The organism is Streptomyces sp. GL_140, assembly GCF_057834465.1.
The window spans coordinates 4295186-4310527 of the sequence record NZ_CM174404.1 but is presented as its reverse complement, the minus strand read 5'-3'; the positions used below and the strand labels follow the sequence as shown (position 1 = coordinate 4310527).

Below are 15342 nucleotides of genomic sequence, written 5' to 3'. Positions count from 1 at the left end.
GCTCACACGGGCATTGAGCGCTTCGGGCTGTCAACCTCCCACTACCGTGAGGGACACCACCCGCGCAGCCGTACGAAGCGGGCCCGCGCCCGCCGCCGTCCCCTGCCCTACGGGGCCTCGCGCGGGCGCCTCTACGAGGCCCCGGGCGCACCTTCGCAGGGGCGCCCCGCGGGCTCACTCGTAGGTGTCCCCCGGGCCCTTGCTGCCCGGCGCCCGCCACAGCCCGTACCGCTTCGGCGCACCGCCCGGACCGTGGACCTTGATCAGCCGGACCGTGCCCTGCCCCAGGTCCGTGTTGAGCCGGGCCACCAGCTGCGGAGCCAGCAGCTTCAGCTGCGCCGCCCACGCCGAGGAGTCGCAGCGGACCACCAGCTCGCGGTCCTCGTAGCGGTCCGGCACGCAGTGCGCCGCGATGTCCCGGCCGACGATCTCCGGCCAGCGCTCCATCACGCCCGCCACCGCCATCGGCATCTCCCAGCCGCGCTCGGTCCGCAGCCGGTCCAGCGCCGCCATCAGCGGCATCGGGTCCCGGCCGTCCGCGCGGGCGCCGGAGCGCAGGCCCTGCTGGTACGGGCGCTTCTTGCCCGTCGCCGCGTTGCCCCGGGCGCGCGCCTGCTCCCGGGCCGCCGCCAGCGCCTGGCGCGCCAGGTCCACGCCGGAGGGCTCGGGCACCTTGCGCGCGGGCTCCTGGCCGTCCTGCGGTCCGCCGCCGGGCCTGCCCTGGGCCGGCCTGCCCTGGCTCCGCTTGTCCTGGCTCCGCTTGTCCTCGTTCACAGCCGGGTCACCTCGCCGCCCGACACCGCGAACCGCGTTCCGACGAGCACCCCCGGGACGTCGTCGTCGACCGCCGCCGTCACCAGCACCTGCTCCCCCGGTGCCACCAGCTCCGCGAGCCTTTCCCGGCGCCGCGCGTCCAGCTCGGCGAACACGTCGTCGAGGATCAGCACCGGCTCGCTGCCCTCGGAGCGCAGCAGCTCGTAGGAGGCCAGCCGCAGCGCCAGCGCGTACGACCAGGACTCTCCGTGGCTCGCGTACCCCTTGGCCGGCAGCTCGCCCAGGCGCAGCAGCACGTCGTCGCGGTGCGGGCCGACCAGGGTCACGCCGCGCTCGATCTCCTGCTTGCGGACGTCCGCCATCGCGGCGAGCAGCACCTCGTAGAGGGCCTCGCGGGTGCGGGCCCCGCCGCCGTCCACGGCCTCGCCCGCCTCGCCGGCCGCCGAGGACTTGTACGTCAGGCCGATCGGGCCGCCGCCGGGCGCGAGCTGCTCGTAGGACTTGTCGGCCAGCGGCAGCAGGGTCGCGATCAGGTCGAGGCGCTGGGCCAGCAGTTCCGCGCCGGTGCGCGCCAGGTGCTGGTCCCAGACGTCGAGCGTGGACAGGTCCATCGAGCGGCCGCCGTGCCGGCGGGCCATCGCCGCGGACTTCAGCAGGGTGTTGCGCTGCTTGAGCACCCGCTCGTAGTCCGAGCGCACCGCCGCCATGCGCGGTGAGCGGGCCGTCACCAGCTCGTCGAGGAAGCGGCGGCGCTCCCCCGGATCGCCCTTGACCAGGGCCAGGTCCTCGGGTGCGAACAGCACCGTGCGGACGATGCCCAGCACGTCCCGGGGCCTGACCTGCGAGGACCTGTTGATCCGGGCCCGGTTCGCGCGGCCGGGGTTCAGCTCCAGTTCGACCAGCTGCTGCCGCTCGCCCTGGGTGACCGCGGCCCGGACGACGGCCCGCTCGGCGCCCATCCGCACCAGCGGGGCGTCCGAGGAGACGCGGTGGCTGCCGAGGGTCGCGAGGTAGCCGATGGCCTCGACCAGATTCGTCTTGCCCTGGCCGTTGGGGCCCACGAAAGCCGTGACGCCCGGGTCGAGGGGAACCTCGGCCCGGACGTACGAACGGAAGTCGGCCAACGAGAGATGCGAAACATGCATACGGCGCCGACCTCCCCCGGCTTCCTGCTGCTGTGCTCTGTGGAGCTGTGAGACCTGTGGATCTGTGGATCTGTGGATCTGTGAAACAGGATCCACAGCACCTGTGGGTGCTGTGGATCCCTTGTGGATTACTTCTTCTCGACCGCGTGGCCGCCGAACTGGTTGCGCAGCGCGGCGATCATCTTCATCTGCGGGGAGTCGTCCTGGCGGGACGCGAAGCGCGCGAAGAGCGAGGCGGTGATCGCCGGCAGCGGCACCGCGTTGTCGATCGCGGCCTCGACCGTCCAGCGGCCCTCGCCCGAGTCCTGCGCGAAGCCGCGCAGCTGCTGCAGGTGCTCGTCCTCGTCCAGCGCGTTCACGGCCAGGTCCAGCAGCCAGGAACGGATGACCGTGCCCTCCTGCCAGGACCGGAACACCTCGCGGACGTCGGTGACCGAGTCGACCTTCTCCAGGAGCTCCCAGCCCTCGGCGTAGGCCTGCATCATGGCGTACTCGATGCCGTTGTGGACCATCTTCGCGAAGTGGCCGGCGCCGACCTTGCCCGCGTGCACTGCCCCGAACTCACCCTCGGGCTTGAGGGCGTCGAAGACGGGCTGGACGGCCGCGACGTGCTCCTTGTCGCCGCCGTACATCAGCGCGTAGCCGTTCTCCAGGCCCCAGACGCCGCCCGAGACACCGCAATCGACGAAGCCGATGCCCTTGGTGGCCAGCTCGGTGGCGTGCTTCTCGTCGTCGGTCCAGCGCGAGTTGCCGCCGTCGACGACGATGTCGCCGGGCGAGAGCAGCTCGGCGAGCTCGTCGACGGTGGACTGGGTCGCCGCGCCCGCCGGGACCATCACCCACACCACGCGGGGGGCCTGGAGGCTGTCCACAAGCTCAGCGAGGCTGTGGACATCGGCGAGGTCCGGGTTGCGGTCGTATCCGATGACGGTGTGGCCGGCGCGGCGGATGCGCTCGCGCATGTTGCCGCCCATCTTGCCGAGACCGACGAGACCAAGCTCCATCAGGTGGTTCCTTAAGCGTTGTGGCCGTCTGTGCCGGGGTTCCCCGCTGCCCGGGGACATCCCCGGTGCCGAGCCTACGCCGGGCGGCGTCACCCGGCTCCACGGGCACTCCGGGTGGGGCGGGGCATCAGGCACCCCGAGGACCTGGGAACGCCGTCGGGCCCGGCCCCGCGGGAAGCGGGACCGGGCCCGACGGGCGTGCTCGATGGTCCGCCGGACTCAGCCGGAGAGGCGGACCGGCATGATCAGGTACTTGTAGGCCTCGTCGGCCTCGGCGTCGACCGCCGGGCGGCCGCTGAGCAGCGCCGGCTTGGTGGACGTGGTGAAGCTGAGCTGCGCGGCCGGGGAGTCGATCGCGCTCAGGCCGTCCAGCAGGAAGGTCGGGTTGAAGGCGATCGAGATGTCGTCGCCCTCCAGCTTCGCGTCGACGCGCTCCACAGCCTGTGCATCGTCGGAGGAGCCGGCCTCCAGGATCAGGACGCCCTGCTCGAAGCTGAGGCGGACCGGGGTGTTGCGCTCGGCGACCAGGGCGACGCGCTTGACGGCCTCGACGAACGGGGCGGTCTCGATCACGGCGACGGAGTTGAACTCGGTCGGGAAGAGCGTGCGGTACTTCGGCAGGTCGCCCTCGAGGAGGCGGGTGGTGGTGCGGCGGCCGGCGCCCTCGAAGCCGATGAGGCCCTCGCCCTTGCCGGAGCCGGACAGCGCGATGGTGACCGTGTCGCCGCTCGTGAGCGACTTGGCGGTGTCCAGGAGCGTCTTGGCGGGCACCAGGGCCACGGCCGAGGCCTCCGGGTCCTCGGGCTTCCACAGGAACTCGCGGACCGCGAAGCGGTAGCGGTCGGTGGAGGCCAGGGTGACGCGGTCGCCCTCGATCTCGATGCGGACACCGGTCAGCACGGGCAGCGTGTCGTCGCGGCCGGCCGCGATGGCGACCTGAGCGGCAGCGGAGGCGAAGACCTCACCGGGCACGGTGCCGGTCGCGGTGGGCATCACCGGCAGCGCCGGGTATTCCTCCACAGGCAGGGTGTGGAGTGTGAATCGCGAGGAGCCGCAGACCACGGTCGCTCGTACACCGTCTGTGGAAATCTCCACCGGGCGGTTGGGGAGGGCGCGGCAGATGTCGGCGAGCAGCCGACCGGAGACCAGGACCGTGCCGTCCTCCTCGACGTCCGCCTCGACGGAGACGCGGGCCGAGACCTCGTAGTCGAAGCCGGAGAGGGACAGCTTGCCTTCCTCGGCCTTCAGCAGCAGGCCCGCGAGAACGGGCACCGGCGGCCGGGCCGGGAGGCTACGAGCAGCCCAGGCCACCGCCTCCGCGAGTACGTCGCGCTCCACCCGGATCTTCACCGGAAACCGCCTCCTGCTGTTGCTCGCTCGTCTGCCGGCCTTCGTCGTCGGCTCGTCGATGCCTCGACCGTTGCCGGTGACCAGTCTGACGTACGGCGCCGACAGTCGTTGCTGTCGGCGGTCAAGTCGGGAGCGAGGTGTCGGGGAGGGCGATCCACCGAGTTGTGCACAGGACCTGCTTGAAAACCGAAACCGGGCTAACTCTCTATGGGGGTAGTAGTAGGGGCTGTGGAAACGGTGGATAAGCCTGTTTTTGCAGGTCAGGCCGCGTTTTTTATCCCCACACCCTGTGGGTGGCACCGGTGGACAACCGGGTGTCTCTGTGGAGAACCAAAACTTCTGCACAGGCCATCCCCAGATGACCCCCACTACTCCACAGGTGTGTCCCCAGGTTTCCCCCAGTACTCCACAACCCAAACGTCGACTTCGGTGTGACCGCTTTCACTCGGGGCGGTGAGAGTGGGTGGTGTGTTGCCGAACAGTGGACAACGGTGTGGGGAAGTCGTCCGATCCTGTGCACAGGACCCGGGAAGCTGTGGACCGCCGGTGGACAACGCGGTGGACGGAGCTGTGGATGAAATTTCTGTCCACAGCCTGTGGACAGTTGTTGCGCACAATTCCACAGGGGTCTGACCAGCTCTGATGGTGCCTCACGGGTGGGCCCTGTGGACAGTCTTGTGGGTGGAGAACCCCGTCCCCAGGGTGTGGACGGAAGAAAGTCGTCCAATCTGTGGATGAGTTGCTCCATTGGGGGCGTATTCGAACAGGTTGGGGGCGCGCGCACGAAGAAGGGCGCCCCCGAAGTGACCCGGGAGCGCCCTCTGAAGGCGTTTTAAGAGGCCTCGGAAGCCCTCGGCGACGCCCGTACGGCCCGTTCACGGGGCCCGCCTCAGCCGTTCTTGATGCGGTTGGTGAGCTCCGTGACCTGGTTGTAGATGGAGCGGCGTTCCGCCATCAGAGCGCGGATCTTGCGGTCCGCGTGCATGACGGTGGTGTGGTCGCGGCCGCCGAACTGCGCCCCGATCTTGGGCAGCGAGAGGTCCGTGAGCTCCCGGCACAGGTACATGGCGATCTGCCGGGCCGTGACGAGCACCCGGCTGCGCGAGGAGCCGCACAGGTCGTCCACGGTGAGCCCGAAGTAGTCGGCGGTGGCGGCCATGATGTCGCCGGCCGTGATCTCGGGCGCGCTGTCCTCGCCGCCGGGGATCAGGTTCTTCAGGACGTCCTCGGTCAGGCCCAGGTCCACCGGCTGCCGGTTCAGGCTCGCGAAGGCCGTGACCCGGATCAGCGCCCCCTCCAGCTCGCGGATGTTGCGGGAGATGCGGGAGGCGATGAACTCCAGGACCTCCGGCGGGGCGTTGAGGTGCTCCTGGACGGCCTTCTTGCGCAGGATCGCGATACGGGTCTCCAGCTCGGGCGGCTGGACGTCGGTGATCAGGCCCCACTCGAAGCGGTTGCGGAGCCGGTCCTCCAGGGTGACGAGCTGCTTGGGCGGCCGGTCGGAGGAGAGCACGATCTGCTTGTTGGCGTTGTGGAGCGTGTTGAAGGTGTGGAAGAACTCCTCCTGCGTCGACTCCTTGCTCGCGAGGAACTGGATGTCGTCGACGAGCAGGATGTCCATCTCGCGGTAGCGCTTGCGGAACGCGTCGCCCTTGCCGTCGCGGATCGAGTTGATGAACTCGTTGGTGAACTCCTCGGAGCTCACGTACCGCACCCGGGTGCCGGGGTAGAGGCTCCGGGCGTAGTGCCCGATGGCGTGCAGCAGGTGCGTCTTGCCGAGGCCCGACTCCCCATAGATGAAGAGGGGGTTGTACGCCTTCGCCGGCGCCTCGGCGACGGCCACCGCGGCGGCGTGTGCGAAGCGGTTGGAGGCGCCGATCACGAAGGTGTCGAACAGGTACTTGGGATTCAGCCGGGCGGTCGGTTCAAGCGGACCGGAGGTCGAGCCGCCCGACGGGGCCGAGGGCGCGGGCCGGCTGGGCGCCGGGCGCGGGGCCGGCTGCTCGTACTGCTGCTGCTCGTACTGATGGGACTGGCGCTGCTGCTGGCTCTCGTACTGCTGGCGCGACTGCTGCTCGTACTTCTGCTCCCCGTACTTCTGGGGTTCGTAGGAGCCCTGGTCGTAGGAGGAGGGGTCGGACTGCTGGAGGTAGCCCGGCTGCGGGGAGGCGTACGGGTCACGCTCGGGGAAGCCGCCGAGGCGGGGTTGCTGCCAGCCGTAGTCGTCCTGTTGGCCGCCGCGGGGCCAGGCGCCGGGCTCGGGGCGCGGCTGCTGGTAGTCCGGGTAGGCGGGGCGGGCCGTGGGGAGCCGCTCGTCGTCGGAGGAGCCGGGGCCGGGGCCGGTGTGGCCTCCGGGGCCGGTGTGACCGCCGGAGCGCTGGCCGCCGTAGGGCTCATAGCCGTCGTGCCCGGACGGCCCGCCGGGGGACTGGGGCGCGGGCTCGCCGGCTGAGTCGTCCACGGTGATGGCGATCCGGATCGGACGCCCGCACTCACGGCTGAGGGCATCGCTGATGAGCGGGGCGAGGCGGCCTTCCAGGACGCGCTTGCCGTATTCGTTGGGGACGGCCAGCAGAGCGGTGTCGGCCACGAGTGCCAGGGGCTGGCACCGTTCGACCCACTGCTTGTCCTTGGGCTCGATGCTGTTCTGACCCTCCCCGAGGAGCTTTTCGAGCACCCTTGGCCACACTGCGGCAAGATCGGCAGGTACGTCAGCCACAGAGCACGCTCTCTCACAGGGGTCCCACGAATGTGTGGTTCTTTGGGACGGTCGGGACAAAAAAACCGGGGTCAGGCAACGGTAGTCAGGCCGACGGGTACGGTTCAAGTCGTTGTCCACAGCCTGTGCACAGTGTGGGGCCCCGCTGGCTCGGTTTGACCGGATGGCGTAGCCGCGCGTACCGTAACGAGGTCGAGTTGTCGATGGCTGCTGCCGCCTGCCTACCGATGGGCGAAGATCACTGATAGTGATCGTTTTGCGGTGCCACTCGGGCGAACACGCGAGTTCTATCTCCTCGTGGGCGCACGGTGACAGCCAGGCGATGTCCCGCCACAACGATTTATTCTCTGGAGCCCCCGAGTGAGCAAGCGCACCTTCCAGCCGAACAACCGCCGTCGTGCCAAGACCCACGGCTTCCGTCTCCGGATGCGTACCCGTGCCGGCCGCGCCATCCTCGCGAACCGTCGTGGCAAGGGCCGCGCCGAACTCTCCGCGTAACTGACGGGCGGATCGTGACGTCGTGCTGTCTCCCGAAAATCGGCTGAGGCGGCGCGAGGACTTCGCGAGCGCGGTACGTCGAGGTCGCCGGGCCGGTCGCCCGCTCCTCGTCGTCCACCTACGTACAAGCGGTGCAACGGACCCGCACGAGTCGGGGGAGACAGATCCCTCGGCGCGTGCGGGTTTCGTCGTCAGCAAGGCTGTCGGCATCGCTGTCGTACGCAACCGGGTCAAGCGCCGTTTGCGCCATCTCGTCCGCGAGCGGCTGTCCCAGCTGCCCGCAGGTAGCCTGGTGGTGGTACGGGCTCTGCCCGGAGCGGGTGACGCCGGTCTCGACGAGCTGGCCCGAGACCTTGATGCCGCACTGCTGCGGCTCTTGGGAGGCGTGGCTCGATGAAGTACCCGCTGCTCGCATTGATCAAGCTGTACCAGTGGACGATCAGTCCGCTGCTCGGGCCGGTGTGCCGCTACTACCCCTCGTGCTCGCACTACGGGTACACGGCCATCGACCGGCATGGTGCGGTGAAGGGGACTGCCCTGACCGCCTGGCGGATCCTGCGGTGCAATCCGTGGTCCCCGGGTGGTGTGGATCACGTCCCAGCCCGTAAACGCCCGCGTTGGCACGAGCAGCTGCGCAGTGCGTTGCGTCGATCTCGCAATGCTCAAGGAGCCTGATTAGTGGACACGATTGCCAGTCTGTTCAGCTTTATTACCACTCCCGTCTCGTGGATCATTGTTCAGTTCCACAAGGTCTACGGGAGCATTTTCGGCGCGGACAGTGGTTGGGCCTGGGGCCTCTCCATCGTCTCCCTGGTGATCTTGATCCGCATCTGTCTGATCCCGCTCTTCGTGAAGCAGATCAAGGCGACGCGGGGCATGCAGGCGATCCAGCCGAAGATGAAGGCGATCCAGGAGCGCTACAAGAACGACAAGCAGCGCCAGTCCGAAGAGATGATGAAGCTGTACAAGGAGACGGGTACCAACCCGCTCTCCTCGTGCCTTCCCATCCTGGCGCAGTCCCCGTTCTTCTTCGCGCTCTACCACGTGCTCGCCGGCATCGCCAACGGCAAGCCGATCGGCGAGATCGACGGCCCGCTGCTGGCGAGCGCCCGTAACGCGCACATCTTCGGCGCTCCGCTGGCTTCCAAGTTCACGGACAGCGCGGACAAGGTCGCCGCTCTGGGCGCCTCGATCACCGATGTGCGTGTCGTCACCGCCATCATGATCGTGATGATGTCGCTGTCGCAGTTCTACACGCAGCGCCAGCTGATGCAGAAGAACGTCGACCTCTCGGTCAAGACGCCGTTCATGCAGCAGCAGAAGATGCTGATGTACGTCTTCCCCCTGATCTTCGCGTTCATGGGTATCAACTTCCCCGTCGGTGTTCTCGTCTACTGGCTGACCACGAACCTGTGGACCATGGGTCAGCAGATGTACGTGATCAACCAGAACCCGACCCCCGGAAGCAAGGCCCAGGACCAGTACCTGACCCGCCTGCTGAAGCAGGTCAGCGCCCATGGCGAGCTCAAGGGCCGGGGAAAGAAGAAGATCGTCGCGGCGATCGTTGCCAAGGGTCCGGACCGCAACGACAACGAGCGCAAGTTCATCACCGCTCTGACCAAGCAGGGCTTGGCCGCTCAGGACGACGGCTCCGTGATCAAGAGCGTCGAGGCCACTGCCGACGCCGACGCGGCCGGCAATCCGCTCCAGAAGCGGCAGCAGCCCAAGCGTCAGTCGAAGTCGCAGCGCCAGACGCCCCCCAGCAAGCCCTCTCCCAAGAAGTAAGAAGGAGTCCCTCCCGTGACGGAAGGCACCACCACCGCCGCCGCTGAGAGTGGCGACACCCTGACCCGCCTCGAGCAGGAGGGTGAGATCGCGGCCGACTACCTCGAGGGTCTGCTGGACATCGCCGACCTGGACGGCGACATCGACATGGACGTCGAGGCGGACCGCGCCTCGGTCTCCATCGTCAGCGAATCCGCACGCGACCTGCAGAAGCTCGTGGGCCGCGACGGTGAGGTGCTGGAGGCTCTGCAGGAGCTCACCCGTCTCGCGGTGCACCGCGAGACCGGGGACCGCAGCCGGCTGATGCTGGACATCGGCGGGTTCCGCGCGAAGAAGCGCGAGGAGCTGGCCGTGCTCGGCGCCAAGGCGGCCGAGGACGTGAAGGCTTCGGGCGAGCCCCTGAAGCTGGTTCCGATGACCCCCTTCGAGCGGAAAGTAGTCCACGACGCCGTGGCGGCCGCCGGTCTGCGCAGCGAGTCCGAGGGCGAGGAGCCGCAGCGCTTCGTCGTTGTGCTCCCGGCCTGATCGGAAGCCATGAGTGTTCGGCCCCGTCTGTCTCGCAGGCGGGGCCGAAGTTTGTCAGCCTGGCAGTGAAGCGGTTTTGACACCATGCAGTACGGAAGGACGGTCCCCGTGACGGAGGCAGCTGAGCTTCCCCCGATGCCTGAAGAAGCGCCCCCGGCACCCGAGGTGGCGCACAAGGTGTTCGGTGAGTTTTTGCCGCAGGCCGTGCGCTATGCGGAGCTGCTCGCGGACCAGGGGGTTACACGGGGCCTGATCGGGCCGCGCGAGGTGTCGCGACTGTGGGAGCGGCACCTGCTGAACTGTGCCGTGCTCTCCGAGGTGGTGCCCGAGGGTGTCACCGTGTGCGACGTGGGCTCGGGCGCAGGTCTCCCCGGCATCCCGCTGGCCCTGGTCCGCCGTGACCTGAAGATCACGTTGCTGGAGCCGCTGCTGCGCCGCACCAATTTCCTCCAGGAAGCCGTGGAGCTGCTGGGCCTGGACCATGTGACGGTGGTGCGCGGGCGGGCCGAGGAGGTCCTCGGCAAGCTGCAGCCCGTGCACGTGGTGACGGCTCGGGCCGTGGCACCGCTGGATCGGCTGGCCGGCTGGGGCGTTCCCCTGCTGCGTCCGTACGGCGAGATGCTGGCACTGAAGGGCGACACCGCCGAGGAGGAGCTGGTGGCGGCGAAGGCCGCGCTGACCAAGCTCGGTGTGGTGAAGACCTCGGTGCTGCACGTGGGTGACGGGATCGTGGATCCGATGTCGACCGTGGTGCGGGTCGAGGTCGGCGAGAGCCCCGGCGGGGTGAGGTTCGCGGCGAAGCGGGCCAAGGCCGCCCGGACCAGCCGGACGCGCCGCCGTCGCTGATCCTGCTCCGGTTCGGCTGATTTTCCGGGCAGTTCCAGGCCTGTTGCGCCCTATAGGTATGGATTTCGGAGTGTCGTAGCGGCCGGATGACTCCGTCCGGGCATCGTGTTTCACGTGAAACGTCGCTCTCTGCTGCACGGAATCATCAGCCGCGGTCGTGCGGCCACGTCCCCTCGTCAACGCAAGGATGAAGGGGGGACGGAGTTGTCCACAACGGTGGATTCATCCACAGGAGTACGGGCCCCGCTGGTTCGCGACCCCGGCGACATGGCAGGCTCTGTTCATCGCGAGCCTGATGCCGAGGAGAGTGACACCGTGCGGTCAGACGCCAACCTCGCGGGGCCGATGGCCGATCCGGTCCCCGGTCCCCGTTCTGAATCGCCGGGCGCGGATGTTTCACGTGAAACATCGGCCCCGCCGCTTGTAGACAACGAAGACACACCCATCGGCCGAGCCGCGCAGATCGCGGTCGAGGCCCTGGGCCGTGCGGGTGAAGGCCTGCCCCGGCCCGCGCAGACCCGGATCATGGTCGTGGCCAACCAGAAGGGCGGCGTGGGCAAGACCACGTCGACCGTGAACCTGGCCGCTTCCCTGGCCCTGCACGGGGCGCGGGTCCTGGTGGTGGACCTCGACCCGCAGGGCAACGCCTCCACGGCGCTGGGCATCGACCACCACGCGGACGTGCCGTCCATCTATGACGTGCTCGTGGACAGCCGCCCGCTGATGGAGGTCGTCCAGCCGGTGGTCGACGTGGAGGGGCTGTTCTGCGCTCCCGCCACCATCGACCTGGCGGGCGCGGAGATCGAGCTCGTCTCCCTCGTGGCGCGCGAAAGCCGCCTCCAGCGGGCCATCCAGGCGTACGAGCAGCCGCTCGACTACATCCTGATCGACTGCCCGCCCTCGCTGGGCCTGCTGACGGTGAACGCCCTGGTCGCGGGTGCGGAGGTGCTGATCCCGATCCAGTGCGAGTACTACGCGCTGGAGGGTCTGGGTCAGCTGCTGCGCAATGTCGACCTGGTGCGGGCCCACCTGAACCCCACGCTGCACGTTTCCACGATCCTGCTGACGATGTACGACGGCAGGACCCGGCTGGCCTCGCAGGTGGCGGAGGAGGTGCGCACCCACTTCGGCAAGGAGGTGCTGCGCACGAGCATCCCGCGATCGGTCCGCATCTCGGAGGCCCCGAGCTACGGGCAGACGGTGCTGACCTACGACCCGGGTTCCAGCGGTTCCCTCTCCTACCTGGAGGCGGCGCGGGAGATCGCCCTGCGTGGGGCCGGAATCCAGTACGACCCCCAGCACCCCCATCTGGGTGCGGGGATGAACAACACGCAGAGCATGGCGGAGGGGATCCAGTGAGTGAGCGACGTAGGGGTCTGGGGCGGGGGCTCGGCGCGCTGATTCCCGCGGCTCCGCAGGAGAAGACGCCGCCGGTGATCGGCGCGGCGGGGTCGACGTCTCCGTCGGCGGTGCCGGTGCTGACCGCAGAGCGGGGGGTCGCGGCAGCGAAGCTGGCTTCGCTGGCTCAGGCCGATGTTTCACGTGAAACATCGGCGGCGATCGCGGCCGCCGTGCCGGAGCCGGCCGCGGCTCCGGAGGTCGAAGAGGTGGCGGGAGCGACGTTCGCGGAGCTTCCGATGGACTCGATCACGCCCAACCCCCGCCAGCCGCGCGAGGTGTTCGACGAGGACGCGCTGGCCGAACTGGTGACCTCCATCCAGGAGGTGGGCCTGCTCCAGCCGGTGGTGGTGCGCCAGTCGGCCCCGGGTCGCTATGAACTGATCATGGGCGAACGCCGTTGGAGGGCATGCCGGGAGGCAGGGCTCCAGCGCATCCCGGCGATCATCCGCGCCACGGACGACGAGAAGCTGCTGCTGGACGCGCTGCTGGAGAACCTGCACCGGGCCCAGCTGAACCCGCTGGAGGAGGCGGCCGCGTACGACCAGCTCCTCCAGGACTTCAACTGCACGCACGACCAGCTGGCGGACCGGATCGGGCGCTCGCGTCCGCAGGTCTCCAACACGCTGCGGCTGCTGAAGCTGTCGCCTTCCGTGCAGCGGCGGGTGGCGGCGGGAGTGCTGTCGGCCGGCCACGCGCGGGCACTGCTCTCGGTGGACGACTCCGAGACCCAGGACAGGCTGGCGCATCGGATCGTGGCCGAGGGGCTGTCGGTGCGTGCGGTCGAGGAGATCGTGGCGCTGATGGGTTCGGAGTCCTCGAGCGCGGTGAAGCCGAAGGGTCCGCGTGCGGGCGCCCGGGTCTCTCCGGCGCTCAACGAACTGGCGACACGGCTGTCGGACCGGTTCGAGACGCGGGTGAAGGTGGATCTGGGCCAGAAAAAGGGCAAGATCACCGTCGAGTTCGCCTCGATGGAGGACCTGGAACGGATCCTGGGGACGCTGGCGCCGGGCGAGGGCCGGGTGCTGGACCAGGGAGCTGCCGCGGAGTAGCCCACCGCCGGGGGCGGTTCGTGCCGGTGCGTACCGGCGCGAACCGCCCCTTTGCCTTGTTGCGGTTTCGGGTGATTCGAGCTGTGGATACGATGCGGTCATGGGTCGTCGGCTGGTACCGCTCACGCTGGACAACCTTCAGGATCTGCCCCGGCGTTGCCGGTCCTGTGTCTTCTGGGAGCTGGATCCGGTCAGCGGCGAGGCCGCCGTGAAGGCGGGGACCCCTGCCCAGGAGAAGGAGGCGTGGATCTCCGCCGTCCTGCTGGAGTGGGGTTCCTGCGGCCGCGTGGTCTATGTGGACGAGGTCCCCGTGGGGTTCATGCTCTACGCGCCGCCGGCGTACGTGGCCCGTGCGACCGCCTTTCCGACCAGCCCGGTGTCGCCGGATGCCGTACAGCTGATCACGGCATGGATCATGCCGGGGTATCAGGGGCAGGGCCTGGGCCGGGTGATGGTGCAGACGATGGCGAAGGACCTGTTGCGCAGGGGGTTCCGGGCGATCGAGGCATTCGGGGACGCGCGGTGGGAGAGCCCGGCCTGTCTGCTGCCGGCGGACCATCTGTTGGCCGTGGGCTTCAAGACCGTACGGCCGCATCCGGTGCATCCCCGGCTGAGGCTGGAGCTGCGCTCCACGCTGTCGTGGAAGGAAGACGTGGAACTGGCCCTGGACCGCCTGCTGGGCGCGGCCCGGAAGGAACCGGCGCTGCGTCCGCTGTGAGGGCCTCAGGGAAACGCCAAACGGGGCCGCTCCCGGGAGGAGCGGCCCCGTTTCACGTGAAACTTCGGTCCGTCAGACGGTCTTGGCCGTGATGAAGGGGTCGAGGTCACGCAGGATGGCGGCCTTCGGCTTGGCACCGACGATGGTCTTGACGACCTCGCCGCCCTGGTAGACGTTCAGGGTCGGGATGGACATGACGCCGTACTTGGCGGCCGTGCCCGGGTTCTCGTCGATGTTCAGCTTGACGATCTCGATCTCGTCGCCGTACTCGGCGGCGATGGCCTCGAGGGAGGGCGCGATCTGGCGGCACGGACCGCACCAGGCGGCCCAGAAGTCCACCAGGACCGGCTTGTCGCTCTTGAGGACCTCGTTGTCGAAGTCTGCGTCGGTCACGTTCTTGAGGGTGCCGGCCACAGCGGCCTCCTTCTTTTCCTGCGGGGAGTGGGGTGTGGTGCTGCTTGCGGGGGTCAGACTGCCGCGGTTGCCTTCTCGACGTCCGCGAGGGCGGCGAGGAAGCGCTCGGCGTCGAGGGCAGCGGAGCAACCGGTGCCCGCGGCCGTGATGGCCTGACGGTAGGTGTGGTCGACGACGTCGCCGGCACCGAACACACCGGTGAGGCTGGTGCGGGTGGAGGGGGCGTCGACCTTGAGGTAGCCCTCGGCGTCGAGGTCCAGCTGGTCCTTGAACAGCTCGGTGCGCGGGTCGTGGCCGACGGCGATGAAGAGGCCGGTCACGGGCAGCTCGGAGGTCTCACCGGTCTTGGTGTTGCGCAGGGTCAGCCCGGAGAGCTTCTGCTCGCCGTGGATCTCGGCGACCTCGCTGTCCCAGGCGAAGCTGATCTTCGGGTCGGCGAAGGCGCGGTCCTGCATGGCCTTGGAGGCGCGCAGGGAGTCACGGCGGTGGACGATCGTGACGGACTTGGCGAACCGGGAGAGGAAGGTGGCTTCCTCGATCGCGGTGTCGCCGCCGCCGACCACGGCGATGTCGTGGTCCTTGAAGAAGAAGCCGTCGCAGGTGGCGCACCAGGAGACACCGCGGCCGGAGAGGGCGTCCTCGTTGGGCAGGCCCAGCTTGCGGTGCTGGGAACCGGTGGTCACGATCACGGCCTTGGCGCGGTGCACGGTGCCGGCGGTGTCGGTGACGGTCTTGATCTCACCGGTGAGGCCCACGGCCACGATGTCGTCCGGAACCAGCTCGGCACCGAAGCGCTCGGCCTGGCCGCGCATGTTGTCCATGAGGTCCGGGCCCATGATCCCGTCCTGGAAGCCGGGGAAGTTCTCGACCTCCGTGGTGTTCATCAGGGCGCCACCGGCGGTGACGGCACCTTCGAAGACCAGGGGCTTGAGCGAAGCGCGTGCGGTGTACAGGGCGGCGGTGTAACCGGCCGGCCCGGAACCGATGATGATCACGTTTCGTACGTCGCTCACGGGTTACTTCCTCGTCTCTGCGGACTGCCTGCTGCCTACCGGGGGGCCGGTGTGAACTCTCACCCCACCCAACGGATCCTACGGCGCCCGCATTCCCGAGC

The 15342-nt window shown here is 68.9% G+C and carries 16 protein-coding genes; 9 read left to right on the top strand and 7 right to left on the bottom strand.

Going from position 1 to position 15342, the window contains the following annotated elements; genetic code table 11:
• Positions 1-174: 174 nt before the first annotated feature.
• From AC3IYJ_RS20095 to dnaA, 5 genes are all read right to left on the bottom strand, one after another.
• Positions 175-672, bottom strand: coding sequence for a DciA family protein (locus AC3IYJ_RS20095; protein WP_489402867.1), 498 nt, complete (start codon positions 670-672; stop codon positions 175-177).
• Positions 673-770: 98 nt separating this feature from the next.
• The gene (gene recF / locus AC3IYJ_RS20090) at positions 771-1919 is read right to left on the bottom strand and encodes a DNA replication/repair protein RecF (protein ID WP_489396167.1); all 1149 of its coding nucleotides are present in this window, start codon (positions 1917-1919) and stop codon (positions 771-773) included.
• A gap of 128 nt (positions 1920-2047) precedes the next feature.
• Complete coding sequence (gnd, locus tag AC3IYJ_RS20085; RefSeq protein ID WP_489396166.1) at positions 2048-2923, bottom strand: phosphogluconate dehydrogenase (NAD(+)-dependent, decarboxylating); 876 nt, start codon at positions 2921-2923, stop codon at positions 2048-2050.
• Positions 2924-3142: 219 nt separating this feature from the next.
• A complete protein-coding gene (dnaN, locus tag AC3IYJ_RS20080; protein ID WP_330297445.1) occupies positions 3143-4273 on the bottom strand; it encodes a DNA polymerase III subunit beta in 1131 nt (376 codons plus the stop codon).
• Positions 4274-5162: 889 nt separating this feature from the next.
• Positions 5163-6734 carry a chromosomal replication initiator protein DnaA gene (gene dnaA / locus AC3IYJ_RS20075; protein WP_489402866.1) on the bottom strand — a complete coding sequence of 524 codons (1572 nt, stop codon included), beginning with the start codon at positions 6732-6734 and terminating at the stop codon, positions 5163-5165.
• A gap of 618 nt (positions 6735-7352) precedes the next feature.
• On the opposite strand from dnaA, the gene rpmH reads away from it, so the two are divergent.
• From rpmH to AC3IYJ_RS20030, 9 genes are all read left to right on the top strand, one after another.
• A complete protein-coding gene (gene rpmH, locus AC3IYJ_RS20070) occupies positions 7353-7490 on the top strand; it encodes a 50S ribosomal protein L34 (RefSeq protein WP_100597229.1) in 138 nt (45 codons plus the stop codon).
• 22 nt (positions 7491-7512) lie between these two features.
• The gene (gene rnpA, locus AC3IYJ_RS20065; RefSeq protein ID WP_489396165.1) at positions 7513-7887 is read left to right on the top strand and encodes a ribonuclease P protein component; all 375 of its coding nucleotides are present in this window, start codon (positions 7513-7515) and stop codon (positions 7885-7887) included.
• A complete protein-coding gene (gene yidD, locus AC3IYJ_RS20060) occupies positions 7884-8165 on the top strand; it encodes a membrane protein insertion efficiency factor YidD (protein ID WP_150258252.1) in 282 nt (93 codons plus the stop codon). The genes rnpA and yidD overlap by 4 nt, the downstream gene beginning before the upstream one ends.
• 3 nt (positions 8166-8168) lie before the next feature.
• Positions 8169-9275, top strand: coding sequence for a membrane protein insertase YidC (yidC, locus tag AC3IYJ_RS20055; protein ID WP_489396164.1), 1107 nt, complete (start codon positions 8169-8171; stop codon positions 9273-9275).
• Positions 9276-9290: 15 nt separating this feature from the next.
• Positions 9291-9800 carry a Jag family protein gene (locus AC3IYJ_RS20050; protein WP_489396163.1) on the top strand — a complete coding sequence of 170 codons (510 nt, stop codon included), beginning with the start codon at positions 9291-9293 and terminating at the stop codon, positions 9798-9800.
• Positions 9801-9935: 135 nt separating this feature from the next.
• Positions 9936-10646, top strand: a complete 711-nt coding sequence (gene rsmG / locus AC3IYJ_RS20045; protein WP_489396162.1) for a 16S rRNA (guanine(527)-N(7))-methyltransferase RsmG — start codon at positions 9936-9938, stop codon at positions 10644-10646.
• Between the two features lie 267 nt (positions 10647-10913).
• Positions 10914-12005, top strand: coding sequence for a ParA family protein (locus AC3IYJ_RS20040; protein ID WP_489396161.1), 1092 nt, complete (start codon positions 10914-10916; stop codon positions 12003-12005).
• Positions 12002-13096 (top strand): ParB/RepB/Spo0J family partition protein, encoded by a 1095-nt coding sequence (locus AC3IYJ_RS20035; RefSeq protein WP_489396160.1) that lies wholly within the window; start codon positions 12002-12004, stop codon positions 13094-13096. Before AC3IYJ_RS20040 ends, AC3IYJ_RS20035 begins: the two co-directional genes overlap by 4 nt.
• 100 nt (positions 13097-13196) lie before the next feature.
• A complete protein-coding gene (locus AC3IYJ_RS20030; protein WP_489396159.1) occupies positions 13197-13814 on the top strand; it encodes a GNAT family N-acetyltransferase in 618 nt (205 codons plus the stop codon).
• A 72-nt stretch (positions 13815-13886) separates the two neighbouring features.
• Here AC3IYJ_RS20030 and trxA read toward each other — a convergent pair whose 3' ends face one another.
• Both trxA and trxB read right to left on the bottom strand, forming a co-directional pair.
• Entirely contained in the window at positions 13887-14228 is a 342-nt protein-coding gene (trxA, locus tag AC3IYJ_RS20025) for a thioredoxin (protein ID WP_489396158.1), read from the bottom strand.
• A 53-nt stretch (positions 14229-14281) separates the two neighbouring features.
• Positions 14282-15241 (bottom strand): thioredoxin-disulfide reductase, encoded by a 960-nt coding sequence (gene trxB, locus AC3IYJ_RS20020; RefSeq protein WP_489396157.1) that lies wholly within the window; start codon positions 15239-15241, stop codon positions 14282-14284.
• Positions 15242-15342 lie beyond the last annotated feature (101 nt).